The 25,957-nt window shown below is 47.2% G+C and carries 24 protein-coding genes; 5 read left to right on the top strand and 19 right to left on the bottom strand.

Features of this window, described 5'->3' with window-relative positions; all coding sequences use genetic code 11:
* Window positions 1–110: 110 nt before the first annotated feature.
* Complete coding sequence (locus WMO65_RS07235; RefSeq protein ID WP_148392965.1) at window positions 111–1,559, bottom strand: L,D-transpeptidase family protein; 1,449 nt, start codon at window positions 1,557–1,559, stop codon at window positions 111–113.
* Window positions 1,560–1,747: 188 nt separating this feature from the next.
* Between WMO65_RS07235 and WMO65_RS07230 the strand changes: the two genes are divergently transcribed.
* Window positions 1,748–2,650, top strand: a complete 903-nt coding sequence (locus WMO65_RS07230) for a radical SAM protein (protein ID WP_242980804.1) — start codon at window positions 1,748–1,750, stop codon at window positions 2,648–2,650.
* Window positions 2,651–2,711: 61 nt separating this feature from the next.
* On the opposite strand, the gene tpiA is transcribed toward WMO65_RS07230, so the two are convergent.
* From tpiA to gap, 3 genes are all read right to left on the bottom strand, one after another.
* The gene (gene tpiA / locus WMO65_RS07225) at window positions 2,712–3,461 is read right to left on the bottom strand and encodes a triose-phosphate isomerase (RefSeq protein WP_033141154.1); all 750 of its coding nucleotides are present in this window, start codon (window positions 3,459–3,461) and stop codon (window positions 2,712–2,714) included.
* Between the two features lie 63 nt (window positions 3,462–3,524).
* Window positions 3,525–4,718, bottom strand: a complete 1,194-nt coding sequence (locus tag WMO65_RS07220; RefSeq protein WP_033141155.1) for a phosphoglycerate kinase — start codon at window positions 4,716–4,718, stop codon at window positions 3,525–3,527.
* A gap of 105 nt (window positions 4,719–4,823) precedes the next feature.
* Window positions 4,824–5,843 carry a type I glyceraldehyde-3-phosphate dehydrogenase gene (gap, locus tag WMO65_RS07215; protein WP_033141156.1) on the bottom strand — a complete coding sequence of 340 codons (1,020 nt, stop codon included), beginning with the start codon at window positions 5,841–5,843 and terminating at the stop codon, window positions 4,824–4,826.
* A gap of 208 nt (window positions 5,844–6,051) precedes the next feature.
* Between gap and WMO65_RS07210 the strand changes: the two genes are divergently transcribed.
* Window positions 6,052–6,852, top strand: a complete 801-nt coding sequence (locus WMO65_RS07210; RefSeq protein WP_148392966.1) for a histidinol-phosphatase HisJ family protein — start codon at window positions 6,052–6,054, stop codon at window positions 6,850–6,852.
* A gap of 16 nt (window positions 6,853–6,868) precedes the next feature.
* Here the strand turns inward: WMO65_RS07210 and WMO65_RS07205 are convergent, their stop codons facing one another.
* The 5 genes from WMO65_RS07205 to WMO65_RS07185 form a co-directional block, all read right to left on the bottom strand.
* On the bottom strand, window positions 6,869–7,492 hold the full coding sequence (locus WMO65_RS07205; RefSeq protein ID WP_033141158.1) for a GNAT family N-acetyltransferase: 624 nt from the start codon (window positions 7,490–7,492) through the stop codon (window positions 6,869–6,871).
* 140 nt (window positions 7,493–7,632) lie between these two features.
* Window positions 7,633–8,709 carry a tRNA 2-thiouridine(34) synthase MnmA gene (gene mnmA / locus WMO65_RS07200; protein ID WP_033141159.1) on the bottom strand — a complete coding sequence of 359 codons (1,077 nt, stop codon included), beginning with the start codon at window positions 8,707–8,709 and terminating at the stop codon, window positions 7,633–7,635.
* On the bottom strand, window positions 8,709–9,146 hold the full coding sequence (gene nifU, locus WMO65_RS07195) for a Fe-S cluster assembly scaffold protein NifU (protein WP_033141160.1): 438 nt from the start codon (window positions 9,144–9,146) through the stop codon (window positions 8,709–8,711). The genes mnmA and nifU overlap by 1 nt, the downstream gene beginning before the upstream one ends.
* A 35-nt stretch (window positions 9,147–9,181) precedes the next feature.
* Window positions 9,182–10,375 carry a cysteine desulfurase NifS gene (gene nifS / locus WMO65_RS07190; RefSeq protein WP_033141161.1) on the bottom strand — a complete coding sequence of 398 codons (1,194 nt, stop codon included), beginning with the start codon at window positions 10,373–10,375 and terminating at the stop codon, window positions 9,182–9,184.
* A gap of 12 nt (window positions 10,376–10,387) precedes the next feature.
* A complete protein-coding gene (locus tag WMO65_RS07185) occupies window positions 10,388–10,843 on the bottom strand; it encodes an RrF2 family transcriptional regulator (RefSeq protein WP_033141180.1) in 456 nt (151 codons plus the stop codon).
* Between the two features lie 162 nt (window positions 10,844–11,005).
* On the opposite strand from WMO65_RS07185, the gene WMO65_RS07180 reads away from it, so the two are divergent.
* Window positions 11,006–12,337, top strand: coding sequence for a polysaccharide biosynthesis protein (locus WMO65_RS07180; RefSeq protein WP_033141162.1), 1,332 nt, complete (start codon window positions 11,006–11,008; stop codon window positions 12,335–12,337).
* A 244-nt stretch (window positions 12,338–12,581) separates the two neighbouring features.
* Window positions 12,582–13,613 (top strand): 3-deoxy-7-phosphoheptulonate synthase, encoded by a 1,032-nt coding sequence (locus WMO65_RS07175; RefSeq protein WP_033141163.1) that lies wholly within the window; start codon window positions 12,582–12,584, stop codon window positions 13,611–13,613.
* Window positions 13,614–13,759: 146 nt separating this feature from the next.
* On the opposite strand, the gene xerD is transcribed toward WMO65_RS07175, so the two are convergent.
* The 9 genes from xerD to WMO65_RS07130 form a co-directional block, all read right to left on the bottom strand.
* Window positions 13,760–14,644 (bottom strand): site-specific tyrosine recombinase XerD, encoded by an 885-nt coding sequence (gene xerD, locus WMO65_RS07170; RefSeq protein WP_033141164.1) that lies wholly within the window; start codon window positions 14,642–14,644, stop codon window positions 13,760–13,762.
* Between the two features lie 215 nt (window positions 14,645–14,859).
* A complete protein-coding gene (locus tag WMO65_RS07165) occupies window positions 14,860–15,429 on the bottom strand; it encodes a stage II sporulation protein M (RefSeq protein ID WP_033141165.1) in 570 nt (189 codons plus the stop codon).
* Window positions 15,430–15,622: 193 nt separating this feature from the next.
* Window positions 15,623–17,182: a ribonuclease Y gene (gene rny / locus WMO65_RS07160; protein ID WP_033141166.1), complete on the bottom strand. Its 1,560-nt coding sequence runs from the start codon at window positions 17,180–17,182 to the stop codon at window positions 15,623–15,625.
* Between the two features lie 128 nt (window positions 17,183–17,310).
* On the bottom strand, window positions 17,311–17,922 hold the full coding sequence (locus tag WMO65_RS07155; protein ID WP_148392967.1) for a regulatory protein RecX: 612 nt from the start codon (window positions 17,920–17,922) through the stop codon (window positions 17,311–17,313).
* Window positions 17,922–19,058 carry a recombinase RecA gene (recA, locus tag WMO65_RS07150; RefSeq protein WP_033141168.1) on the bottom strand — a complete coding sequence of 379 codons (1,137 nt, stop codon included), beginning with the start codon at window positions 19,056–19,058 and terminating at the stop codon, window positions 17,922–17,924. The genes WMO65_RS07155 and recA overlap by 1 nt, the downstream gene beginning before the upstream one ends.
* Before the next feature lie 355 nt (window positions 19,059–19,413).
* Window positions 19,414–19,671, bottom strand: coding sequence for a spore coat protein (locus WMO65_RS07145; protein WP_033141169.1), 258 nt, complete (start codon window positions 19,669–19,671; stop codon window positions 19,414–19,416).
* 12 nt (window positions 19,672–19,683) lie between these two features.
* The gene (locus WMO65_RS07140) at window positions 19,684–19,869 is read right to left on the bottom strand and encodes a hypothetical protein (RefSeq protein ID WP_033141170.1); all 186 of its coding nucleotides are present in this window, start codon (window positions 19,867–19,869) and stop codon (window positions 19,684–19,686) included.
* A gap of 87 nt (window positions 19,870–19,956) precedes the next feature.
* On the bottom strand, window positions 19,957–21,957 hold the full coding sequence (locus tag WMO65_RS07135) for an ABC transporter permease (protein WP_033141171.1): 2,001 nt from the start codon (window positions 21,955–21,957) through the stop codon (window positions 19,957–19,959).
* On the bottom strand, window positions 21,947–22,714 hold the full coding sequence (locus WMO65_RS07130) for an ABC transporter ATP-binding protein (RefSeq protein WP_033141172.1): 768 nt from the start codon (window positions 22,712–22,714) through the stop codon (window positions 21,947–21,949). The genes WMO65_RS07135 and WMO65_RS07130 overlap by 11 nt, the downstream gene beginning before the upstream one ends.
* Before the next feature lie 301 nt (window positions 22,715–23,015).
* Here WMO65_RS07130 and WMO65_RS07125 point away from each other — a divergent pair, with 301 nt between their 5' ends.
* Window positions 23,016–24,980, top strand: coding sequence for a sodium-translocating pyrophosphatase (locus WMO65_RS07125; RefSeq protein WP_033141173.1), 1,965 nt, complete (start codon window positions 23,016–23,018; stop codon window positions 24,978–24,980).
* 100 nt (window positions 24,981–25,080) lie between these two features.
* On the opposite strand, the gene WMO65_RS07120 is transcribed toward WMO65_RS07125, so the two are convergent.
* Window positions 25,081–25,830, bottom strand: coding sequence for a GNAT family N-acetyltransferase (locus WMO65_RS07120; RefSeq protein WP_148392969.1), 750 nt, complete (start codon window positions 25,828–25,830; stop codon window positions 25,081–25,083).
* Between the last annotated feature and the right edge of the window lie 127 nt (window positions 25,831–25,957).

Genomic DNA, 25,957 nt, shown 5'->3' with positions numbered 1-25,957 from the left:
GATACACATTCACACCTTCCCGCGCCGCAGTGATGCTGTTGTGCACACAGAGAGCACCAAATATTTCCGGATATAGCTGCGGCCGAAGCTTCCGCTCCGGCCGTCTTTCGTCAGTACACCACAATCGGTGTATTCACCTCAATATTATTATAGATCATCTGCACCGCATCTATGGGTGTATTGACACATCCGTGAGAACCATTGGACAGATAGATATCGCCTCCAAAAGCATCTCTCTTTACAAGGTCATGGATTCCCACGCCTCCGTTAAATGGCAGCCAATAGTTAACCGGCTCTTCATAGTCAATACTTCCGTCCGGTTTTTTGCCCACCAGAGTGAAAGGACTCTTTTTATCTTTCAGATTCCAGACACCCCCTGCCGGTGTTGCATGTCCTGTGTTGGGATTGCCGGTCACGACCGGGGTATCCACAATAAGACTGCCGTTTTTATAGAACCACATATGCTGCTGGGAAATGGATATCTCCACATAAGTACCGTCAATCTCATTGCCGTCATGCTTCTGTGCCTTGTACAGCCAGGTCACTTCCAAGGTTGTGCTCTCCCCTGCATTGAGAGTATTCATCAGAGACTCTGTAGTCTTATCCTGCCATAACTGCCAGCCATAGTCGCCTCCGGTAAGATGGACCGTACTTCCGCCTGTAGTAACAAAGTCCCTTGCTTTGCCCTTTGTGTTGTATACTGCGGAAAGATCGATAATATACTGCTTCACAGTAGGTTCATCAAAATAATAATTGCCTGCATCGTCTTTCTTCAGCCAGGATTTCAAAAGGTCCCTTGTGATGGTTTCCTGTCCATGCCCAAAGTCCAGAACGATCTGCATGGTGGTCAATGCATTCAGCTTATCTCTTTCCTGGGTCAGCCCCGGGTCATCCTGCCGCACTGCCGGTGCCTGATAACAGCCTGACTCTTCTAAGGAGACTTCTCCTTTTCGTCCGTTAACGGCATCCTTGATGGCTTTTACTGTCTTTTCCTGATCCAGCGTATTGCCTTCCACCTCAGGAACGATCTGATATGCTTCCCCTGTATCCTCCAGATAAGCATCCTGCGGCGCTGTCATATTCTCCGGCTTGAGACAGGCCAGGCTGCTGATGACCGTGTCAAGACTTGCCTCATCATAAGAATTATCCAGACTCACCTCATAATTCTTGTCTTTTGTCAGGCTGAAGATCCACAGCCAGGCGTTCTGGTCCTCCATAAGCTTTTCCAGTTCACCGTCGTCCTTATAAGTCAGCTTAATATCTGCCGCCTGGATCACATCCTGCTTATCCTCTTTCTCTTTGATCGTCAGAGAATATGTCTCCGCCTCTTTTTTAATGATCTCCTTGATGTAGTCCACAGATTTTTCACTGCAGTCATATCCGTTGATGGTAGTGCCGCTGTAGAACTTGTCCTGGTAATAATAGCCCACAGCACAATAGATACCCACCACTGCCAAAAGCAGCACGATCAGAAGCGCCAGCAGTATCCTTTTGACGACCTTGCTTTTTCCCTTATTCTTTTTTTCTGTTTTCTTTTTTTCATTCGTTTTTTTACTCATTTTCACACCCTTAATTATTAGACGCATTTCTCCCCTAAAAAGTTTCACATGAATTATTTTAACGCAAAATACGACAAAAAGGAAGAGGTTTCAGGCACACACTTGAAATTTTAGGAAATTTTCATTATGATGTTAATAAAACGAAACAGTTTTGGAAGAGATTTGAAATGTTTGGAGGAAAATCGCTGATGAACCAGCCTGACGAATATAAAAATTGTTCACTCTGCCCAAGGAACTGCCATGCAGACCGTCATTTGCGTAAAGGTTACTGTCAATGTACCGACAGGCTCACGGCCGCAAGAGCTGCCCTGCACCACTGGGAAGAGCCATGTATCAGCGGCACCAACGGCAGCGGCACTGTATTTTTTACGGGCTGTACGCTCCGCTGCTGTTTCTGCCAGAATTATTCCGTAAGCAGTGAAGGCTTTGGAAAGGAGATCACAGAGGAGAGGCTGTCCGAAATCTTCCTGGAACTGCAGGATGCCGGTGCCCACAATATCAATCTGGTGACAGCCACCCAGTACCTGCCTTCCGTCCTGCCTGCCCTTGACAGGGTAAAGGACCGCCTGCATATTCCCGTTGTGTACAACTGCGGAGGATATGAAAAACCGGAAACCCTGGCACGCCTCAGGGATTATGTGGATATTTATCTGCCGGATCTAAAATATTATGATTCCGCGCTCTCCATGCGCTACTCCATGGCCCCCGATTATTTTTCCGCCGCGTCCAAAGCCATACCATATATGATAGAGCAGACAGGTGCTCCCAGATTTGACGATAACGGACTTTTGAAAAGCGGTGTCATCATCCGCCATATGGTCCTCCCCGGCTGTCGAAAAGATTCCATCCGGCTGCTGCACTGGATCAAGGAAAATCTTCCGGACAACCACTATCTCATCAGCCTGCTGAGCCAGTTTACCCCATTCTATAAAAGCAGCGGGTATCCTGAGATCAACCGCAGGATCACAACTTATGAATACGAGAGCGTACTGGAGGAGGCTGTCCGTCTTGGGCTCACAGACGGATATATGCAGGAAAAAAGCAGTGCCAAAGAGGAATACACCCCGCCCTTTGATCTGGAGGGGATATAGACAGCGTCAAAAAAGCCTTCCCCGTGTTTACCGTGGAAGGCTTTCTTTCTGCTGTTACATATTATTTGTAGTTCACAATCTGTCCGAATTCCGGTTTCAGGGAAGCGCCGCCTACTAAGCCGCCGTCAATATCGTTCTGAGCGAACAGTTCCGGAGCTGTCTTGGCATTTACGGATCCGCCGTACTGGATGCGGATAGCTTCTGCAGTCGCCTCGTCATATACTTCAGCGATGCATGCACGGATACCTGCACAAACTTCCTGTGCCTGCTCTGTGGTAGCTGTCTTACCTGTTCCGATAGCCCAGATCGGCTCGTAAGCGATCACTGCTGTCTTAGCCTGGTCTGCTGTTACGCCCTGGAATCCAACTTTCACCTGCTGACGGATGAAGTCCATGGTCACGCCCTGCTCTCTCTGCTCCAGAGTCTCGCCGCAGCACATGATCGGAGTGATTCCATGCTCAAATGCTTTCAGCATTTTTTTATTTACAGTCTCGCTTGTCTCTGCGAAGTATTCTCTTCTCTCAGAGTGGCCTAAAACAACATATTTTACACCGGCATCTGTGAGCATGCCCGGAGCGATCTCACCTGTGTAGGCACCTTTCTCCTCATAGTACATATTCTCAGCGCCAACCTGGATGTTTGTGCCTTTGCAGGCTTCTACAACCGGAAGGATATCAATTGCCGGTACACAGAATACTACGTCAACTTCCTCGTTTGCTACCAGAGGTTTTAATGTGTTTACTAATTCAACAGCTTCGCTGGGAGTCATATTCATCTTCCAGTTACCAGCAACAATTTTTCTTCTTGCCATGACTTTATTTCCTTCTTTCACTTATTCTTTATCTGCAACTGTCCAGTGTTTTCACAGTTACTTTTATTTATCATTAGCTGCTGCCACGCCCGGCAGTTCTTTGCCCTCTAAGAATTCCAGGGAAGCGCCGCCTCCTGTGGAAATGTGGGTCATCTTGTCACCATATCCCAGGATATTGACAGCCGCTGCAGAATCACCGCCGCCGATGATGGTGGTAGCGTCTGTTTCAGCCAGTGCTTTTGCAACTGCTTCTGTACCATGAGCAAAATTCGGCATCTCGAAACATCCCATCGGTCCGTTCCATACAACAGTCTTAGCATCTTTTACAGCGTCACAGAAGATTTTCTCTGTCTCAGGTCCAATATCCATGCCTTCCCAGCCGTCCGGGATCTCGCCGCGTTTTGCAACCTGGATGTTGCAGTCATTGGAGAAATCATCACCAATACGGTTGTCCACCGGCAGTAAAAGTTTCACGCCTTTTTCCTCTGCCTTTTTCATCATATCCAGTGCATACTGCAGATAATCGTCTTCACAGAGAGACACGCCAATGTGTCCGCCCAGAGCTTTTGAGAATGTGTAGGACATTCCGCCGCCGATGATCAGAGTATCTACTTTATCAAGCAGATTGTCGATCACAGAAATCTTACTGGAAACTTTAGCGCCGCCAAGAATTGCAACAAACGGTCTGTTTGGGTTGTCCACGGCATTTCCCAGGAAGTCGATCTCTTTCTGCATCAGATATCCGACAACCGCAGTATCTACAAACTGAGTCACACCGACATTGGAGCAGTGTGCTCTGTGGGCAGTACCAAATGCGTCATTTACAAATACATCGCACAGAGATGCCAGCTCTTTGCTGAATGCTTCTCCGTTCTTTGTCTCTTCTGCACGGTAACGTGTATTTTCCAGTAAAACAACATCTCCGTCTTTCATTGCCTGGACAGCAGCTTTTGCATTCGGTCCGACTACTTCCGGGTCTGCTGCAAATTTCACTTCCTGGCCCAGTAATTCTGACATTCTCTTGGCAACAGGAGCCAGAGATAACTCCGGTTTTGCTTCTCCCTTAGGTTTGCCCAGATGAGAGCACAGGATTACTTTTCCACCGTCAGCAATCAGCTTCTTGATAGTGGGAAGGGCTGCCACCAGACGGTTTTCATCTGTGATCTTACCTTCCTGAAGGGGAACGTTGAAATCACAGCGGACTAAAACTTTTTTTCCTTTTACGTTGATGTCATCAACTGATTTCTTGTTGAGCATTGGATGATGCCTCCTTTAATATTTGTTCTTGTTAAATAACAGAATGGACAAAAGGAGCCCGGTCCAAAATAGACCGGACCCCTTAATGAGTCTTTATTTGTAATATTATTTCTCTAATAATTTTCCGAAGTATTTGATTGTTCTTACCATCTGGCTTGTGTAAGAATTCTCATTGTCATACCAGGAAATAACCTGAACCTCAGTTGTGCCATTGTCTAACGGCAGAACCATTGTCTGGGTTGCATCAAACAGAGAACCGTATTTCATACCGATGATATCGCTGGATACGATTTCGTCTGTGTTGTATCCGAAGGACTCTGTAGCCTGCTCTTTCATGATTGCGTTAACCTGATCTACAGTTACAGTTCCGTCAACAACTGCTGTCAGAATTGTAGTAGAACCTGTAGGGGTCGGAACACGCTGAGCAGATCCGATCAGTTTGCCGTTCAGTTCCGGAATAACCAGACCGATTGCCTTTGCAGCACCTGTGCTGTTCGGAACGATATTAACTGCAGCTGCACGAGATCTTCTTAAATCGCCTTTTCTCTGCGGTCCGTCCAGTGTCATCTGATCGCCTGTGTAAGCATGGATTGTGCACATGATACCGGATTTGATCGGAGCCAGGTCGTTTAATGCTTTTGCCATCGGAGCCAGGCAGTTTGTTGTACAGGAAGCTGCGGAGATGATGTTGTCATCTTTTGTCAGTGTCTCATGGTTTACATTGTAAACGATGGTCGGAAGGTCATTTCCAGCCGGAGCGGAGATAACAACTTTCTTAGCACCTGCTTTGATATGAGCTTCTGCTTTTGCTTTGGATGTATAGAAACCTGTACATTCCAGAACAACATCTACACCGATTTCTCCCCAAGGAAGTTCTTCAGCGTTAGCTTTTGCGTAGATTTTGATTTCTTTGCCATCAACTGTGATGGAATCTTCACCTGCTGTTACTGTATCGCCAAGTGCATATCTTCCCTGTGTAGAGTCATATTTCAGTAAGTGAGCTAACATTGTCGGAGATGTTAAGTCATTGATTGCTACAACTTCAAATCCTTCTGCTCCAAACATCTGTCTGAAAGCCAGACGTCCAATACGTCCAAATCCATTGATTGCTACTTTTACTGCCATGTTATTCATTCCTCCTAAAAGTGTTTGTATTCCGTGAGGTTTCTATTAAGATTGTTAAAGAAACATCAACCTATTTGATATTGTACCTAATCTGAGACAAAAATTCAAGCATAAAATGAAAAATCGTACCAGTTTTACATTCTCTTTATGTACAATTCCCTCTCTTTCCTATATAATTAGGGCAGCAAATGAAAAGGAGATGTCATCTATGTACGCAGATTATCACATGCACACATCATTTTCCAGCGACAGCGAAGCTCCTATGGAGCACATGATCCTCGGTGCCATTCACAGAAATGTGCCCCGGGTCTGCTTTACAGAGCATATGGATTTCGATTTTCCCACAGGAGAGTTTGATTTTCTTGTGGATATGCCGGCTTACCGGGAAAAACTTCTGGAACTCAGAAAAAAGTATGAAAATAAAATAGAGATAAATTTCGGTATCGAGCTTGGACTCCAGCCCCATCTGACCGGGAAACTGCCGTCCTTCGCAGCCGGTTACCCCTTTGATTTTGTCATCGGCTCCGTGCATGTTGCGGACGGATGTGACCCCTATGACAGGATATTTTTTGAAAACCGCAGCGAGGAGGAGGCATACCGCAGCTATTTTACCTGCCTTTTGGAAAACTTAAAAGTCTTCTCCTGTTTCGATGTATGCGGTCACATTGACTATGTGGTTCGCTACGGCCCCAACCGCAACCTGTATTATACCTATGAAAAATACAGAGATATCCTGGACGAAATTCTCCGCGTTCTGGTGCAGAAGGGCATCGGACTGGAATGCAACACCGCGGGGTTCAAATACGGTCTCGGGCATCCCAATCCCACGGAAAAGATATTAAGCCGCTACCGGGAACTGGGAGGCGAAATCCTCACCCTTGGCTCTGACGCTCATGCGCCGGAACATATAGCCTATGACTTTGAGCGCGCAGGGGCATTGTTAAAGGAATGTGGTTTTCATTATTATACGGTTTTCAGGAACAGAAAACCGGAATTTCTTCCATTGTAAGAGAAATTCCGAAATCTTACAGCCAGATCACCTGGCTGCCATATACGATCTTAGGAATGACAGTGCGGTAAATGCTGTCCAATTCCTCCCTGCAGCGTATCTGTATCTCCTCTTTTTCGGCTGCAGCGGAGGACTTTCCTAAAATTCTGTATTCCACCCCAAAGAGGCGGCAGGTGTTCCGGGAATCAAAAAATCCATTCTTTTCGTAAAAGCGGATTCTTCTTCTGCGGACCTGCAGTTCCTCTTCCCGGGCTGCAAAGGATGGGTCTTCGGTCTCTGCCATGATGATATACCCCTCGTTCTCCCGTACGGCTTCTTTATCGCTGTACATGTCTCTTTTATCTAAAATAGACTGAAGTGCCAGAAGACATGCACTCCCATACCCTCTGCCTCTCACAGACGGCAGCACTGCCAGATAATCGATCAGGTATGCCCTCCCGGAGGGTGCCTTTATCAAAAACGCATATCCTGCCAGTGCATTCCCGTCATAGAACCCATACCCATCCCCTCTGCCGCTCTCTGTCAGCGCCAGAATACTTTTCAGAGGTTTGAGTTCTGACCTTGGAAAATCTTTCTTCATGTAGGTTTTATATATGTACCGAATGCTTTCATTATCCAGTCTCTCTGCTCTCACATTCATCTAATCCTTACCTCCCGGTTAAAACCCAATATTTCGGCCGCGTGTTCTGCATACGATCTGTACCGGCCCAAAGAAAAAACTGCCCGGAAAACAGCTTCATGCAAAAACTGTCTCCCGGGCAATTTTATACTCCAAAAAAGTCATAAAATAATGCCGCCTCCGGCTACATATTCTCCGTCATAAAAGACAACTGCCTGTCCCGGAGTGATGGCCCTCTGGGGTTCATCGAAGATCACCCGAATCTTGTCTTCCTCTTCTCTGTGTATGACAGCAGAAGCACCTCTGTGGTTATACCGGATTTTAGCCATAACATGCATGTCCTCTTTCAGGTCAGGAATGGACATAAAGTTAATCCGGTTACAGATCAGTTCTCTTTGGAACAGGTCCTCATTTTCTCCGATCACCACCTCGTTGCTTTCAGGACGAATCTCTGTCACAAAGACAGGATGTCCCATTGCCAGGCCCAGGCCTTTTCTCTGACCAATGGTATAATGGGTGATCCCTTTATGGCGCCCGATCACCGTACCGTCTGCCAGCACGTAGCTGCCCTCTTCTATCTTATGCTCTGTATTCTCCTCGATAAATCCGGCATAGTCCTTGTCCGGCACAAAGCAGATTTCCTGGCTGTCCTTCTTCTTCGCCACGGGAAGGCCAATCTGTTCCGCTATTTTTCTGATCTCATCCTTCTCATAGAATCCAACAGGCATAAGCGTGTGTGAAAGCTGGAACTGGGTAAGATTATAAAGGGCATAGGTCTGGTCTTTTCCTGTGGCATCCGACATTTTCAGAGAATACCTGCCGCTGTCTGTCTGCACAATCTTGGCGTAATGGCCTGTGGCAATGTAATCCGCACCGATCTCCATGCTCCTTTTGAGAAGGGATTCCCATTTTACATAACGGTTGCAGGCAATACAGGGGTTGGGTGTGCGGCCTTTTAGATATTCCTGAATGAAATAGTCAATGACATTTTCTCTGAACTCATGTTTGAAGTTCATGACGTAGTAGGGAATCTCCAGCATGTTCGCCACTCTTCTGGCATCGTCCACTGCGCTCAGGCCGCAGCAGCCGCCGTTCTCCTCCTGTGCCGCATTGTCCTCATCCTGCCAGATCTGCATGGTGACTCCAATGACATCATATCCCTGTTCCTTCAGCAGATAGGCCGCCACTGAGGAGTCCACACCGCCGGACATCCCCACAACTACCTTCTTTTTTTCCATTAATACTCTTCCTCTTCTTCCCCTTCAGAAATATCGCTTTTTGGCTTATCCAGACCCTCGATCTTAATTCCGTGCTTTTCCGCATAATCCCAGAGTGCTGCATGGATCGCTTCCTCAGCAAGCAGGGAGCAGTGTACTTTTACCGGGGGAAGGCCGTCAAGAGCCTCCATAACCGCTTTATTTGTCACCTGCAGGGCCTCCTGAATGGTTTTGCCCTTCACAAGCTCTGTAGCCATACTGCTGGTTGCCACTGCGGCGCCGCAGCCGAAGGTTTTGAATTTACAGTCCCGGATGATTCCGTCCTCATCAATATCCAGATACATTCTCATAATGTCTCCGCATTTTGCATTGCCTACGGTTCCGACACCGCTGGCGCCTTCAATCTCTCCTACATTTCTCGGGTTCTGAAAATGGTCCATTACTTTTTCGCTGTACATAATTTATTTTCCTCCATAATTTGTCTTTTTTGATCTTACGCTCTGTTCTGTTTCTGTTTTTTTATGAAATCTTCATATAACGGGGAGAGTTCACGCAGACGGTTTACAATCTCCTTGATCTGGTCCAGTGTGTAGTCCAGATCTTCTTTTGTTGTCTCCTCGCTGATGGTCATTCTGAGAGAACCATGGGCAATCTCATGAGGCAGACCGATGGCCAGCAGTACATGGGACGGGTCCAGGGATCCGGAGGTACATGCAGAGCCGCTTGACGCCGCGATCCCCTTCATATCCAGCATAATGAGCAGGGACTCACCCTCAATGAACTGGAAGCTCACATTAATGTTGTTCGGCAGACGTCTTTTGGCGTCACCGTTGAGGCGGACATAGGGAATCTCATTTAAGATTCTGCCGATAAAGTAATCCCTCAGCTCTATCTCTTTCTTCGTACGCTCCTCCATGGTTCTGGCTGCGCGCTCTGCTGCCACACCGTATCCCACAATGGCCGGCACGTTCTCTGTACCTGCTCTTCTCTTTCTCTCCTGAGCACCGCCGTGTACAAAACTGCGGATCTTTACGCCTTTGCGGATATATAAGAAACCAATGCCCTTTGGTCCGTTGATCTTATGTCCGCTGGAGCTTAACATATCAATGTTCATCTCATCCACATGAATCGGGACCTGTCCGAATGCCTGTACCGCATCTGTGTGGAATAATATATTGTGTTCTTTGGCGATCATTCCGATCTCTTTGATGGGCTGGACAGCGCCGATCTCATTGTTTGCAAACATAATGGAGATCAGGATCGTCTCCGGTGTGATGGCTTCTAAGAGATCATCCAGCTTTACGATACCATTCTCATCCACATCCAGATAGGTCACCCTTGCTCCGCGTTTTTCCAGATATTCGCAGGTGTGCAGAATAGCGTGATGCTCTATCTTCGTGGTGATGATATGGTTTCCTTTGCTTTTGTATGCTTCAAATGCCGCTTTCAAAGCCCAGTTATCCGCTTCACTGCCGCCTGCTGTAAAGTAAATTTCCTCTGACTTTGCGCCCAGCACCTCTGCGATCTGTTCTCTGGCTTTTGTGATCGCCTCTTTGCTTCTCTGTCCGATCTCATAGATGCTGGATGGATTTCCGTAGCTCTCTGTGAAGTACGGAAGCATGGCATCTACAACCTCCTGTGCTGTTTTTGTTGTTGCTGCATTATCCAGATATATTGTTGTCTTCATAATTCCTCTCTCCTAATTGTCACATTTTTGCACCTGAATCTGCCCCTTATCCCGCATCCTGCGGCTTTCCTCTACGAGCTGATCCAGCATGATGGAATCTACAGTTTCTTTTATACTATTATTGATACGCTGCCATACATAGCGGGTGACGCACAAATCCGCACCCTGGCAGCTATGTTCTCCTCCTCCATTACAGGTAACGGCATCCAGACTGCCCTCCAGCGCCCGAAGGACATCCCCTACGGATATCTCACCGGCAGGTCTGGCAAGCTTATATCCGCCCTGTGCACCGCGGACGCTCACTACCAACCCGGCACTCTTTAACTTGCGCACCAGCTGTTCCAGATAACTGTCAGAAATGTTCTGGCGTGTGGCAATGCTCTGTATGGAAACAGCCTCAGATTCGCTGTATAAAGCCAAATCGATCAAAGCTCTCAAGCCGTACCTTCCTTTGGTTGATAATTTCAAATCATCACCATCCTTTTCAAATTCCGACTGTTTTACTCGGATTTGATTGTAGAATATCATTCTTATCCTGTTCTGTCAAGATACTTTTTGGAATATATTGTGAAAAAGGCTATAAAAGTTACTATTGCTCTCTCTGCGGATAGTGACTATAAAGGACTTCTTATGGATAACAAACATATTTTGCTGAAAGGAACACTCATCCTGACCCTGGCTGGTTTCCTTACAAAAATCCTTGGGTTTCTCTATAGAATATTCCTGTCGCAGACAATTGGTGCACAGGGGATGGGTATCTACCAGCTTATCTTTCCCATCCACACCCTCTGTTTTGCACTGACAGTCGGAGGAATCCAGACCGCGATCTCCCGCTTCGTGGCTGCCCGGGTAGCTTTAAAGGATGAACAGGGCGCCCGTGATATTTTTCTCATCGCCACTTCCCTGTCCATGGCCATATCTTTTGCCGTCACCTTTTTGCTGTACCGACATGCCTCCTGGTTTGCCGTACATATCCTGCTGGAGGAACAGTGTACAGACCTGCTCCGTGTCTCCTCCCTGTCAATTCCCATGGGAACTTTTCATTCCTGTGCCTACGGCTACTATCTGGCCAGGAAGAAGACAGGAATCCCGGCCTGGTCGCAGCTTGTGGAGCAGACAGCGCGCATGAGCGCAACCTACCTTCTCTACCTGGTGTGGACCGGGGAAGGGCATCCGCTCACACCCATGCTGGCTGTTGTGGGGCTTTTCGCGGGGGAACTGGTCTCCATGCTGTTCTCTCTGTTGTTCATTCTGTGGGATTACAGAAAGTATCATTACCAAATCAGCAATATCCATGCGCCGGGTAAGGATTTAAAGGACATTGTGTCTTTGTCTCTGCCCCTTACAGGAAACCGGCTCTTTATCAATATCCTGCACAGTATGGAGTCTGTGCTGATCCCCGGGCATCTGCGGCTTTTCGGCATGGACAGCGCCTCCGCACTCTCCATCTACGGGGTGTTAAACGGTATGGCACTGCCGCTCATACTGTTTCCCTCCGCGATCACCAACGCTGTCTCAGCCATGCTTCTGCCCTCTGTGGCACAGGACCAGGCAGTGGGGAATTATAAGAATATACGGAGAAGCATTTTTACCACCACCCGCTACTGCCTGCTGCTGGGTTTCCTCTCCACCGCCTTTTTTTATTTTTCCGGTGATTTTCTGGGGCTGTTTTTATTCAAAAATGAGTTCGCAGGGACTTTTATCAAAACGCTTTCCTTTATCTGCCCCTGCCTGTATCTCTCCAGCACGCTGAGCGGAATCTTAAACGGTCTGGGGGAGACGGGAAAATACTTTGCCCAGAACCTGTTAGGCCTCTCCATCCGCCTGCTCTTTGTTTTTTTCGTGATTCCGCGTTTCGGTATTCTGGGGTATCTGTGGGGGCTTTTGATCAGTGAATTGGCAATCACGCTCCTCACTTTATTTTTCTTAAAAGATTACATGAAAACAGCGCCGGGTGAATAAACCCGGTGCTTTTCGCACCCGGGAAAAGATCCCCCCCAGACTCCCGTACCATGCAGTTCTAATCTTTACCGCTTAGACGCTTTAAAGCAAAAAATTACCCAAAACTGTCGACAACCGGAAAGTTTTGTATTATAATAATCAACTAGAACGTGTTTGAAAATTGCTTTCGGCAAGATGTGCGGCGTACAGACTGCCGGAATAAATTTTCAAACACGCTCTGGAAAGTCAAACAAAGGAGATAATTATGAGTTTCAAATTCGTAAAACAGCTTCCCTCTCCGGATGAGATCAAAGCACAGGCACCCGTGTCCGAAGAGTTGAAACAGATAAAAGCTAAAAGAGACAAAATGATCAGCGATGTCATCACAGGTGCTTCCGACAAATTCCTTGTCATCATCGGCCCCTGTTCTGCAGACAATGAAGATTCTGTATGTGACTACACCAACCGCCTTGCAAAGCTTCAGGATAAAGTGGAAGACCGTCTGGTGCTGGTTCCGCGTATATACACCAACAAACCGCGTACTACAGGGGAGGGCTATAAGGGCATGCTCCACCAGCCGGACCCTGAGGCAAAGCCGGACGTACTGGCAGGCATTCTGGCCATCCGCCACATGCACATCCGTTCCCTGCAGGAGACAGGGCTCAGCTCCGCGGATGAAATGCTGTACCCGGACAACTACCACTACTTATCTGACCTGCTCTCCTACGTGGCGATCGGAGCGCGTTCTGTGGAGAACCAGGAGCACCGTCTCATGGTAAGCGGCCTTGACGTTCCTGTGGGTATGAAAAATCCCACCAGCGGGGACTTCTCTGTTATGCTCAACTCCGTGGTTGCCGCACAGCAGGGACATGACTTCATCTCCAGAGGATGGGAAGTCAAGACAGAGGGCAATCCCCTCACCCACACCATCCTGCGCGGTGCTGTGAACAAACACGGCAATACCCTGCCCAACTATCACTACGAGGATCTGCAGCTTCTTCTGGAAATGTACAATGACCGTGACCTGGAAAATCCGGCAGTCATCATTGACGCCAACCATGCCAACTCCGGCAAAAAATACGAACAGCAGGTCCGCATTGTCAAAGAAGTGCTGCACAGCCGCCTGGTATCCCGTGATATCCGCCATTTGGTAAAAGGTGTCATGATTGAAAGCTACCTGGTATCCGGCTGCCAGAAGATCGGCCCTGACCATATCTATGGAAAATCCATCACAGACCCCTGCCTTGGCTGGGAGGAGACAGAGAAACTCCTCTATACCATCGCGGAACTGTGTTAAATTATCGGAAAGCCACGCTTTTTGAACTTTCCGATGTTCAAAAACAAAAGGCATTTGCTTCCGAACATCACACTCGGAGGCAAATGCCTTTCCTGTTTCTCCTGCCAAAAAGAAAGAACCCGAAAACTCATATCTTTTCAGGTCCTCTATTTTCTCGGATGCGCTTTCAGATACACATCCCTGATTTTATTCACATTCATATTCAGATAAATCTGGGTGGTGGATATATCAGAATGTCCCAGCATTTCCTGTACACTTTTCAGATCCGCACCGTTCTGCACCAGATGGGCTGCAAAGGAATGCCGCAGCGTATGTGGTGTGATATCCTGCTGAATCCCGGCAGAAGAGGCATAGGTCTTCAGCACCTTCCAGAATCCCTGCCGGCTCATAGGTTTTCCGGAACAATTAACAAAGAGGCAGTCGCTTTCCTTATGGCTTAAAAGCTCCTCCCTTGCCTGCTCCAGATACTCCTTCACCGCCTTCTTCGCCGCGTTTCCGAAAGGTATTACCCTCTCCTTCTCGCTGGCCTCGCAGGTGATGTATCCCAGTTTTAAATTTATATTCTCCAGCTTCAGTCCGATCAGCTCACTGACCCGGATTCCTGTGGCATATAAAAGCTCCAGCATGGCTTTATCCCGGACACCCTTGGCTGTATTTTCCTTTGGCTGGTTCAACAACAAATCGACTTCTTCTACAGTAAGAATCCCAGGCATCTTCTTTTCGATCTTAGGCGCCTTCAATATGTCTGCCGGATTCTCCGAAAGCATTCCCTGCTGGCAGCAATACTGAAAAAAAGCGCGCATAGACGCGATACTCCTGGAAATGGTGGAAGCAGCGAACTTCTCCCGCTCCAAATACATCTCATAAGAATTCAGATTCGTGGCAGTCACATCCTGAACCCTGTCCACTCCTTCGTTCCTCAGAAACTGATCCATCTTTCGCAAATCCCGCTCATAGGATACTTCTGTATTTTTGGAAGTGCCTTTGGTGTTATGTAAATAGGCTATAAACTCTTCAATCTCGCACTTCATGTATGATTATCCCTCGTTAAGTTAATTGTAAAAGGCCATACCTTTCCAAATCATAATGAAATTATATATCAACTTCCATAGAAAAAGCAAACGGATTTTTCCAAAGTTTTTCTTGTTTTTCAGGCTTTTTTTACATTTCCACAACATATCGAAAAAGCTCTATTTATGTCTACCAGATGTGGTAAATTTGAAATTGTTAATATTTTGTTAATTTTTTATAAAAACCTCTCAATTACAAAACTCAGCACATTTTGGTTGACATAACTTTCCATAAAAAGAGCCAGCAGGAATAAGATACCAATCCCGGTCATAAAAAAAAGGTATGCCCTGTAGTCCGCCTTCACCCGAATACCCTTCCCCCAATACTTCTGGCTCATCTGCACAATGAAGAAGAAAAACAGCAGCACAGAGGGCACATAAAAAAGCCCCTGAGGGAAAAAGCAGGCAAGCGCGGCCCCGATTCCGCGAATCCCATATTCCATCAAAAACACAGTCAGCAGATTCCCGCCCAGAAACCCCAGCCAAAGCAGTCCCCCAAGCACCAGCGGAATCCCAAAAGGCGTCACCCCGCTGATCAGATACAACAAAAACCAGACACCTCTTCTCTCAAACAACCGCAGAAAGATCCCGCTCCCGGAAACACTTCCCGCCGCCCTGTCTGCCAGATAGACCCCCAGCAGACTGGTCTGATACCCCGCATAACTCCTCAAAAAATTACAACAAAGCACCCCCACTACAAATCCTCCTAAGTACAGGAGGAAAAACACATTCAAATATTTTTTCATAATCTCACCCTATATATTCTATGCCCTGCCCCCTGCGATTAGTACGCTCCTGTCTGTCACATCTTTTTTCTTCCGCCGCTGCTCCCGGGTAAACAGGCCCTGCAGCCATCTTTCTCTGCAATAAAAAAGTGCAGAATCTGCAGTGATATATAAAATATCATCGCAGCATTCTGCACATCTTTCCCGGTCCAGCCTACTTTGCGTAATCTACTACGCGGCTCTCCCGAATCACATTAACCTTGATCTGTCCCGGATACTCCAGTTCAGCTTCAATCTGTTTTGAAATATTCCGTGCCAGCAGTACCATATCGGAATCTGTTACGTGTTCCGGTACTACCATCACTCGAATTTCCCTACCTGCCTGAATAGCAAAAGATTTGTCCACTCCTTTGAAAGAGTTTGTTATGTCTTCTAATTGTTTTAATCTGTTGGTATATGTTTCTAAAGTTTCTCTTCTAGCACCAGGTCTTGCCGCGCTGATCGCGTCAGCAGCCTGTACAATGCAAGCCACCAGTGATGTGGGTTCCGTGTCTCCATGATGGGATTCCACGGCATTTATTACCACCTGGGACTCTTTATATTTTCTACATAAGTCAGCACCGATCTGAATATGGGAACCTTCTACTTCATGATCGATGGATTTTCCGATGTCATGTAACAGACCTGCACGTTTAGCCATGCGAATGTCTGTCCCAACTTCACCCGCCAGAAGGCCGGCAAGCTGTGCCACCTCAATAGAATGCTTTAAAGCATTCTGGCCGTAACTGGAGCGGAATTTCATACGTCCCAGCAGACGGATCAATTCCGGATGAATGCCGTGTACGCCAACTTCCAGGGCTGCGGATTCACCTTCTTCTCTCATCATGGTCTCTACTTCTTTTTGTGCCTTTTCCACCATCTCTTCGATTCTGGCCGGATGAATTCTTCCGTCCACAATCAGTTTTTCCAGCGCAATACGTGCTACTTCACGCCGGATCGGATCGAAACCGGACAATACGACTGCTTCCGGGGTATCGTCAATAATGAGATCTACGCCCGTAAGTGTTTCCAAAGTTCGGATATTGCGTCCTTCCCTACCGATAATACGGCCCTTCATTTCATCGCTTGGAAGCTGTACAACGGAAATTGTAGCTTCCGATACATGGTCTGCCGCACATTTCTGAATGGCTGTCACCACGTATTCCTTGGCCTTCTTATCGGCTTCCTCTTTTGCTTTGCTCTCCAATTCCTTGTAGAGCTTGGCAGTGTCAATTTTTACTTCGTCCTCAACAGTTTTTAACAAATAATCTTTTGCTTGTTCGGAGGTCAGGCCGGAAATTCTCTCCAGCTCTTGTACTCTCTGGTCATGTAATTCATCGACTTTCTTTTCTTTCTTTTTTAGCTCGGCTTCTTTTGCTGTATAATCTGCTTCTCGTTTTTCCAGGGCATCAGCCTTCTTGTCCACTGCTTCTTCTCTGGATAAAACACGCTTCTCATACTTCTGAAGTTCTGCCCGTCTCTCTTTTGTCTCTTTCTCCAACTCATTTTTAGTACGGAGATTTTCTTCTTTTGCTTCTAAGAGAGCTTCACGTTTCTTCGTTTCCGCAGATTTCAATGCTTCATCTATAATGCTTCTTGCTTTTACTTCTGCCGTTCCGATCGTCTCAGCATCTTTTTCAGTTTTTTTCTTAACTGAAATGTTGGCTGTAACAGGAACTGCAATCAGCAGCGTGATTACCACAGCAACAATTGCAACTATTACATAGATTGCCACAGGAGCACCTCCTTATTTAGTTTTCATTGTACAAATACAACAGTTTAATTTTATACTGTTTTTACTGAAAAGTCAACATAAAACCTATTTTTCTAAAAGACAAGTATGTGAAATCTGTCCAAGATTTTTCAGCAAAAATCCTCTTTTTCTTTTAATACGGACAAAATATCAGAGGAGGAAAAACCTTTTCTCATTAAATAGCCGTAAATTCTCTGCCGTTCTCTGTCATCCATGGGGCCGCTGCCCCTTCTTCTCTTCCTTACCAGTTCCCGGATCGTGTCCCTGCAGTCATCCAGCTCCGCCTCCTCCAGAACCTCCTCTATGATGCTTCTGTCCACACCTTTTTGGGCCAGCTCCATCTTCAGCCTTGCTTTTCCTCTGCCCTCTTTTTTACATTCCACATAATGCCGGGCATATCTTCTGTCATCCAGATATCCAAAAGATTCCACATACGCAAGTGCCGCTTCCACAGCTTCCCTGGGGTACTCACCTGCCTGCAGTTTTCTCTCAAGCTCCGCTCTGGTCCGGTCCATGCTCTCCAAAAGGTGCATGGCGCGCAGTTTGGCTCGTTTGGTGAGAACCTGTCCCACAAGCTCCTGATAAACCGGTCCTGGAATCTCCTGTCCTTCTTTTATTCCATAGCGAGACAGCTCGCCTTTGTAAATAACAAAGGCGGGCTGTCCGTCAAGTTCAATCCTGTATTTTTGTTTTGTTACAGCCTGTATTTTTGTGACAAGCATTATACAACCCCATTTTCCTTTTTCGTGCCCTGCGCTGCAGGTGCCTCCGCGGCCTTCATATCCGGTGCTTTTGTGTCAGAGGCTTTGGCGTCAGCCTTTTTCTCCTCTTTTGCACCTTTCTTGTCTTCTTCTGTATTTCCCTCAACAAGTCCGTAGTGTTCCCTGACTTTTGCTTCCACTTCTGCTGCCACGTCCGGATTTTCTTTCAGGTACTGTTTTGCATTTTCACGTCCCTGGCCGATCTTTCCGTCCTTATATGCATACCATGCGCCGCTTTTATTGATAATGCCCAAATCTGCTGCCAGATCCAGGATATCACCGGCTTTGGAGATTCCCTGGCCGAACATGATATCAAACTCTGCCTCTTTAAAAGGAGGCGCGATCTTATTCTTAACTACTTTGATCCTGGTACGGTTTCCAACGATCTCTCCGGCCTGCTTCAGAGCTTCAATCCTCCTGACATCCAGACGGATGGAGGAATAAAACTTCAGGGCACGGCCGCCTGTGGTGGTCTCCGGGTTGCCGAACATAACTCCGACTTTCTCACGGAGCTGGTTGATAAAGATAACGATACAGTTGGATTTGCTGATGACAGCCGTCAGTTTACGGAGAGCCTGTGACATCAGACGCGCCTGCAGACCCACATGGGAATCACCCATATCACCCTCGATCTCCGCTCTCGGAACCAGAGCCGCAACAGAGTCCACGATCACAATGTCCACAGCACCGGAACGCACCATAGTCTCTGTGATCTCCAGGGCCTGCTCCCCGTTATCCGGCTGTGAAATATAGAGATTGTCCACATCCACGCCGATATGCTTGGCATATACCGGGTCCAGAGCATGCTCTGCATCAATAAATCCGGCAATTCCGCCTCTTTTCTGTACCTCAGCCACCATATGCAGCGCCACGGTGGTCTTACCGCTGGATTCCGGACCGTAGACCTCTACGATCCTTCCTTTCGGGATGCCTCCCAGACCCAGTGCAATGTCAAGGCTGAGAGAACCTGTAGGTACTGTCTCCACATTCATATGTACAGAGGAATCGCCCAGTTTCATAACAGAGCCTTTACCAAACTGCTTCTCAATCTGTCCCAGGGCCGCGTCCAGGGCTTTTAATTTATCTTCTTTGACCATTTGAAATCTCCTTTATTCGATTCATCTCAATAATTTCTTCTTCTGTCATTTCTACGAACTTATGTTCGTATTGCTGTTATCATAATAGTACACTTTTCGTTCCTTGTCAACTGTTATTTTCCTGCCTGCAATACGCATCACACCCTTTCTGCGCGTTCTTTTTCTATGGGAATACCGGCGCAGCGGAATGCTGCTTGAACAGATAAAAAAGGCAGAGCTGCCTTTGACGGTATGTGTTCAGTATGTAGCATCTGGCGGGATTTGTCAAGAAAAAAAGGACACCGGATGTGTTCCGATGTCCCTGTGCACTGCTGTTTACTCCGTGCCCGGCAGGCCAGCGGTGTGTGAGAAGTGTCTACTGTGCAGATAACTGTGTCAGTACGCTTTTTACATGAGAAATCTCTTCCGGTGTCGCTTTCGCAGCGGGAACGTAATAGCTTTTTGCTCTGGCGATCTGATAGATCTCTTCCTGTGACATTTCACTCTGGTTTCTCATCTGTTTTAAAGCCTGTTTTAACTGGGCATTTTCTGTCTGGGGAATCATTTCACCATAGTGTACCAGTTCACCGTTGATACCAACCAGGGTATCTACTACCATTGTCTTATCTGTCATTTTTCCTACCTCCTACTGTAAATACTGCATAAGCTGCTGTTTGCTCTCCATAGCTGACTGTGCAGCCTTCTGGAAGAACTGTTTCACCTGTGGGTCCTGTGCCTCGTGTGCATAGTCCTGCATTTTGCAGTGGGTAGTCTCAAATCCGCCGATCAGATGGCGCAGATTCTGTAAGTCAAGTACTGAAAGTTCTGTCATGACATTTTCCTCCTATTTCTGTTTTTGGTGGTTCTAACACCGTTTTGTCTACAGAAATAGTATGGCAGGTCCGGGTTTTTCTTATTCTCATTTTCCCTGAATAATTCGTTTGCTGCCCAGATATGTGGTAAGGAAATATCCGCCGTAAATAACCAGCAGAACGGCCGCTGTGGTGACAATAGAGCCGAAACGGTTCACTTCTCCTATGGTGATCATCATCTTCCTAACAAACTGCAGACCAAAGACGGAATGCACCACTGCCAAACTGAGCGGCATGAGGAAAAATATCCCAATTTGTTTGAACAGGGAGCGGTTTATCATGCTCTCATCCGCACCGATTTTGCGCAGCACATCATACCGTTCACGGTTGTCTGAACTCTCTGAAAGCTCTTTCAGGGCCAGAATGGCTGCCCCTGAGATCAGGAATATGATTCCCAGGTATATGGCTACAAATGTAATGATCGTGGAAAGCCCCATGCTGGCAGACACAATATCTGTCCTGGTATTGCTGTAAATCCCGCTCTCTCTTCGCACAGCGTTGATCTTGATATCTGTCTCCTCCACGCCCTTTTTATCCTGCACGGCATAATTGGCTGCCAGAAACCCGCCTGTCCTCCAGGCTTCCTTCACCGCATGGTCCGGAAGTATATAGATTCCCGGATTAATACGGTTGGTCATCATCATGAGAAAACCGTCCTGGCATTCCTCGTATCTGGGTGAATAGGACACGCCGTCCAGCCGGATCTTCTCCCCCTTTTTCAGCATTTTGTCTCTCTGCAGTTTCACATCATCTATATTGCAGAGCACCAGATATTCCCCATCCCCAAGCTCATACTGTTCCCTGCCGTAAAGCTTTGCAAGGCGGTTGTAATCTGACAGTTTTACAATGTCCTCCGGCAGATTCGCGTCAAGGAACATAAAATTCTTTGTCACCTCGTCTATGTTTTCCCCAATAGTCATGCCCATGGTGAGCTGGTCTGTGGCATAGATACCCATATCCACATAGTCATCCTGAAAAGCAGTAAGGTCAAATCCTTCCTCCTGCAGTTTATCCGAAACAGAAATCCCTGCGCTCTCCCCTTCAGGCGGCATATATTCCGTATTCACATCCACCGGAGTCATTTCCTCTAAAGATACCCGGAAAGAGTGGTTTATTCCGAGACCGCTTGACAGCACTGTGATCGTCATAAAAAGCATAATGCAGATGACTGTCATGGCAAACACCGTGGTATTGACCTTGCTGTTGATCTGTCTGAGAACAAAAGCGTTTAAATCCTTCAGATAATATTTTTTATTCCGCTTCACCATGTGCAGAAGAAATCCTGACAGAGACCAGAAGATCAGGAATGTAGCCAGGCAGCCCAGTAAAATGATGATCCCGTAGGAACCGGTATCCAGCTTATCCGGTGTAACAGCTACCAGATAGTAGAGCACTCCCAGAAGCGCAGCGGAAGCAAGGAACAGCAGTATGCAGACTGCCGGCTTTTTCATTTTGATCTGCTCTGTCTTCTTCCCGGCAGATAAAAGGTCTATGAGGCTGCATTTTGAGATGCTGACAGTATTGAAGACCAGGACAGCCAGGTACATGATCCCAAAGTATAAAATCGTTTTGAAGAAGGCCGTTTTGGAAAATACGAAGACATAGGACTCCATATCCACCTCAAACATTTTCACCACCAGCACGGACATGAACTGCGCTCCCAAAACACCGATGAACAGTCCAACTGCCAGGGACAGAAGACCGATGAGAAAGGTCTCTCCCACAAGGATCCTGGATATCTGCCCTTTTCCCATTCCCAGTGTCATATATACCCCAAATTCTTTTTTCCTTCTCCTGATCAGGAAATTGTTGGCGTAAACGATGAGAAACGCCAGGATACAGGAAACAAACACGGAGACCCCGCCTAACATGGTGATCATGAGCCGTATGATCTCTTTTGTGGAGGAGGACAGATCCGTCATGGCCTGCTGGGAATCCAGGGAGTTGAAAATATAAAAAATGGCAACCCCCAGTATCAGTGTCATGAAATAGATAGCATAGTCCTTCAGGCTCTTTCTGATATTCTTGACCGAAAGCTTAAATAACATCGTTCAGCTCACCTCCCAGGAGAGTAACCACCTCGATGATGCGGTTGAAAAATTCTTTTCTCGTGTCCCTTCCCCTTACCAGTTCATTGAACAGCTTTCCGTCCTTGATAAACAGAATCCTGTTGGCATAACTGGCGGTAAAGGCGTCGTGCGTGACCATAAGGATTGTGGCAGCCATCTGCTGGTTCAGATACTGGAAGCTCTCCAGCAGCATCCTGGCAGACTTGGAATCCAGAGCGCCTGTGGGCTCATCGGCCATTACGATCTGCGGATTTGTTATCATGGCTCTTGCGCAGGCCACACGCTGCTTCTGGCCTCCTGACATCTGATAGGGATATTTCTCTAAAATGTCCTCAATTCCCAGCTTATCTGCGATCTCTTTTACCGACTTATGGATTTTCGCCGGGCTGATGCGCTGAATCGTGAGTGCCAGGGAAATATTCTCATAGGCGGTCAATGTATCCAGAAGGTTGAAATCCTGGAAAATAAAACCCAGCTCCTCTCTTCTGAACTGATTAAGGTGATTTCCCCTGAGTCTTGTCACATCTATATCATTGACGATGATCTTTCCGCTGGTCACACGGTCAATCGTAGAGACACAGTTGAGCAGCGTTGTCTTACCGCTTCCCGACGCTCCCATGATCCCCACAAATTCACCCTCCTCCACGGAAAAGCTGATTCCGTCCAGGGCTTTTGTCAGGTTACTTTTATTTCCATAATATTTTTCCACATTTGCTACTTCCAATACTGTATTCATGATGGTAACTCCTTCCTTGATTGATGATTCTATCATACAACCGTTTAAAAATCCATCCCATCGATTTGACTTACATTTATCTTTCAGATTTGTAAGGTTTTCCATGCGTTTTTGATAAAAATTAGCGATTTACTGAAAAATGTCATGTTTTTTTAAGTTTTTTTATGTATTTTCGACATATTTGTTATATAATGATATTACAAAACTTATTTGTGACAGGACAAACGTCCACGCCGGGTGAAACTCCTCCGCACCCCTGCGCAGCCAAATGTCCTCACAGGGAAAGGAAGGGAATTATATTATGGAACAACTGCTTTATCTCGTCCCTGTTATAGGGATACTGGGACTTCTCTTCGCCTTCTTTCTGACCTGCACCATAAAAAAACAGCAGGCCGGAAATGACAGGATGAAGGAGATCGCCTCCTACATTCATGAGGGGGCACAGGCTTTTTTAACGGCTGAGTACAAGATACTGATCATTTTCGTTGTGGTGTTCTTCCTGATTTTAGGTATCGCTCTGAAAAGCTGGATGACTGCAGCCGCGTTTCTTATGGGAGCGGTCTTCTCCTCCGTATCCGGCTACTGCGGCATGCAGGTTGCCACAAAGGCCAATGTGCGCACAGCAGGCGCTGCAAAGGAATCCGGCATGAAACAGGCACTTTCTATTGCCTTCTCAGGCGGTTCTGTTATGGGTATGTGTGTAACCGGCCTGGGCCTTCTGGGTGTCAGCCTGGTTTATCTTGTGACAAAGGATGCCGGAATCATCTCCGGTTTCGGCCTGGGCGCTTCCTCTATCGCGCTTTTTGCCCGTGTGGGCGGCGGTATCTATACAAAAGCGGCGGATGTGGGCGCCGATCTGGTTGGAAAGGTGGAGGCGGGGATTCCTGAGGATGACCCCAGAAATCCGGCTGTTATTGCCGATAATGTAGGTGACAATGTAGGTGATGTGGCCGGTATGGGGGCTGACCTGTTTGAATCTTATGTGGGTTCCCTGGTATCTGCCATCACGCTGGGGCTGATCTATTTTCAGGGTTCCGGTGCTGTATTCCCGCTGGTGCTGGCAGGTGTGGGGATTCTGGCTTCCATGGCTGGCACTTTCCTGGTGAAAGCCAGCAGCAGCGCAGACCCCGGTAAAGCACTGAAGGTTGGAACTTATGGTTCCAGTGTGGTGGTGCTGGTGCTCTCCCTTGTGTTAAGTCATATGTTCTTTGGAAATTTTAAGGCGGCTGTCGCCATTATCAGCGGACTGATCGTGGGACTGCTGATTGGTATCACCACAGAGTATTATACTTCCGGGGATTTTAAGCCGGTTCAGAAGATTGCATCCCAGTCTGAGACAGGTGCTGCCACTACTATTATCAGCGGACTGTCTGTGGGTATGCGTTCCACTATGCTCCCGATCCTTTTTATTGCTGTCGGAATCCTGGCTGCTTATCATTTCAGCGGACTGTACGGGATTGCTCTTTCCGCAGTGGGAATGCTTTCCACAGCCGGTATCACCATCGCCATCGATGCCTATGGGCCGATTGCGGATAATGCAGGCGGTATCGCGGAGATGGCAGGGCTTGATGAATCTGTACGGAATATTACGGATAAGCTGGATTCTGTGGGAAATACCACTGCTGCCATGGGCAAAGGATTTGCCATTGGCTCCGCGGCGTTAACGGCTTTGGCATTGTTTGTGTCTTACGCGGAGGCGGTGAATCTGGATACCATCGATATTCTGAATCCGCAGGTTATTGTGGGGCTGTTTATTGGCGGTATGCTGCCGTTTTTATTCTCTGCGCTTACCATGGATTCTGTTTCCAAGGCGGCAAATAAAATGATCGAGGAGGTGCGGAGGCAGTTTAAGACGATTCCGGGTATTATGGAAGGGACAGGGAAGCCGGATTACTCTTCCTGCGTGCAGATTTCTACCCAGGCAGCGTTAAGAGAGATGCTGGTTCCAGGTATTATGGCTGTTGTGGCTCCACTGTTTGTGGGGCTGGTTCTGGGGCCGGCAGCGCTTGGCGGGTTATTGGCCGGGGCATTGGTCACAGGAGTGCTGATGGCTGTTTTTATGGCAAATTCCGGCGGGGCATGGGATAATGCCAAGAAGTTTATTGAGGAGGGGGCTCACGGCGGTAAGGGCAGCGAGGCGCATAAGGCGGCGGTTGTCGGTGATACAGTGGGGGATCCGTTTAAGGATACTTCGGGGCCTTCGATCAATATTTTGATTAAGTTGATGACGATTGTGGCGGTGGTGTTTACGCCTTTGTTTCTTTGATGTGATATAAGGGACAGTGAAAGTGGTAGAAAAAAAGAAGTTTCCACGGTTGATATTTAAAACCGTGGAAGCTTCTTTTCTTTATGCAGAAAAATTATTTTTATTTGTTTAGGATTCGTTTTATGGTGTTGAGGTCTGCAAGATTTACGGTTTCAAAGTTTCCCTTGTAGAATATGGCCCAGTTGTTGAATACACAGGGGAGGGTTTTTGCTTTTTGTAGTGTGTCTACCTGGATGAAGGCGGAGGGGGTGTTGGTGGATTCGCAGTATTTTTTTATGGTTTCTATGGTTTGGTAGGTGTAGGGACATTGATGGTCGTAGTAGATGGTGAGGATTTTGTTCTCGATTGTTTGGGCTTTGGCGCTTTTGGTAAATTGAGGGATGGTTCCGTCGAAGGAAAGGGCAAGGAGGTCGTAGCCGGAGTCTGTTGTGTCGACAACTTCAAAGCCGAACTTTTTGGCAAATGCCTGGTCGGAAAGCCAGGCTTTTTGTTTTTTGGAGCCGAGCATACAGATGCCCGACTTTCCTTTTGCTTTGGCGTCGGCTATGCAGTATTCCATCAGTGATCTGCCGTAACCGTTTCCTTTGTGAGTACCCGTGACCCACAGGCAGTATATATAATAGTAATTGTGGCCGGTTATGGGGACCCAGGCGGTTTCCAGAGGAGCGTATTCTATGAAGACCACTGCTTTTTCGTTTAATTTTCTGAAGACATGGCCCTCTTTCAGTCGGTCAGAAAGCCATTGCCGCTTTGCCTCAACGCCGGGATGGGGCTTTTTGCTGCGGATGATGCAGCATAAATGCTCAGCGGGAAGGTTTTCGGTTGTCAGGTTAATAAAATTTTTATTCATATTTATCCTCGCTTATATATCTATCGGTTTTCCGGTCAACATTATTCTTATATCATGCGTCTTAAACTCATGTGCCGTAAAATAACACAATAATTTAACAGGCAGACGATTCATCCTCCATTGTTGT

It is taken from the genome of Blautia caccae, from assembly GCF_040095955.1.
GTDB classification, from domain to species: Bacteria; Bacillota; Clostridia; order Lachnospirales; family Lachnospiraceae; genus Blautia; species Blautia celeris.
This window is presented reverse-complemented; position numbering and strand designations above follow the sequence as displayed.

Bases quoted from the DNA above. Each gene is read 5' to 3' on its own strand.
- WMO65_RS07235 (WP_148392965.1), bottom strand. From the start codon at position 1,559: ATGAGTAAAAAAACGAATGAAAAAAAGAAAACAGAAAAAAAGAATAAG.
- WMO65_RS07230 (WP_242980804.1), top strand. From the start codon at position 1,748: ATGAACCAGCCTGACGAATATAAAAATTGTTCACTCTGCCCAAGGAAC.
- tpiA (WP_033141154.1), bottom strand. From the start codon at position 3,461: ATGGCAAGAAGAAAAATTGTTGCTGGTAACTGGAAGATGAATATGACT.
- WMO65_RS07220 (WP_033141155.1), bottom strand. From the start codon at position 4,718: ATGCTCAACAAGAAATCAGTTGATGACATCAACGTAAAAGGAAAAAAA.
- gap (WP_033141156.1), bottom strand. From the start codon at position 5,843: ATGGCAGTAAAAGTAGCAATCAATGGATTTGGACGTATTGGACGTCTG.
- WMO65_RS07210 (WP_148392966.1), top strand. From the start codon at position 6,052: ATGTACGCAGATTATCACATGCACACATCATTTTCCAGCGACAGCGAA.
- WMO65_RS07205 (WP_033141158.1), bottom strand. From the start codon at position 7,492: ATGAATGTGAGAGCAGAGAGACTGGATAATGAAAGCATTCGGTACATA.
- mnmA (WP_033141159.1), bottom strand. From the start codon at position 8,709: ATGGAAAAAAAGAAGGTAGTTGTGGGGATGTCCGGCGGTGTGGACTCC.
- nifU (WP_033141160.1), bottom strand. From the start codon at position 9,146: ATGTACAGCGAAAAAGTAATGGACCATTTTCAGAACCCGAGAAATGTA.
- nifS (WP_033141161.1), bottom strand. From the start codon at position 10,375: ATGAAGACAACAATATATCTGGATAATGCAGCAACAACAAAAACAGCA.
- WMO65_RS07180 (WP_033141162.1), top strand. From the start codon at position 11,006: ATGGATAACAAACATATTTTGCTGAAAGGAACACTCATCCTGACCCTG.
- WMO65_RS07175 (WP_033141163.1), top strand. From the start codon at position 12,582: ATGAGTTTCAAATTCGTAAAACAGCTTCCCTCTCCGGATGAGATCAAA.
- xerD (WP_033141164.1), bottom strand. From the start codon at position 14,644: ATGAAGTGCGAGATTGAAGAGTTTATAGCCTATTTACATAACACCAAA.
- WMO65_RS07165 (WP_033141165.1), bottom strand. From the start codon at position 15,429: ATGAAAAAATATTTGAATGTGTTTTTCCTCCTGTACTTAGGAGGATTT.
- WMO65_RS07155 (WP_148392967.1), bottom strand. From the start codon at position 17,922: ATGCTTGTCACAAAAATACAGGCTGTAACAAAACAAAAATACAGGATT.
- recA (WP_033141168.1), bottom strand. From the start codon at position 19,058: ATGGTCAAAGAAGATAAATTAAAAGCCCTGGACGCGGCCCTGGGACAG.
- WMO65_RS07145 (WP_033141169.1), bottom strand. From the start codon at position 19,671: ATGACAGATAAGACAATGGTAGTAGATACCCTGGTTGGTATCAACGGT.
- WMO65_RS07140 (WP_033141170.1), bottom strand. From the start codon at position 19,869: ATGACAGAACTTTCAGTACTTGACTTACAGAATCTGCGCCATCTGATC.
- WMO65_RS07135 (WP_033141171.1), bottom strand. From the start codon at position 21,957: ATGTTATTTAAGCTTTCGGTCAAGAATATCAGAAAGAGCCTGAAGGAC.
- WMO65_RS07130 (WP_033141172.1), bottom strand. From the start codon at position 22,714: ATGAATACAGTATTGGAAGTAGCAAATGTGGAAAAATATTATGGAAAT.
- WMO65_RS07125 (WP_033141173.1), top strand. From the start codon at position 23,016: ATGGAACAACTGCTTTATCTCGTCCCTGTTATAGGGATACTGGGACTT.
- WMO65_RS07120 (WP_148392969.1), bottom strand. From the start codon at position 25,830: ATGAATAAAAATTTTATTAACCTGACAACCGAAAACCTTCCCGCTGAG.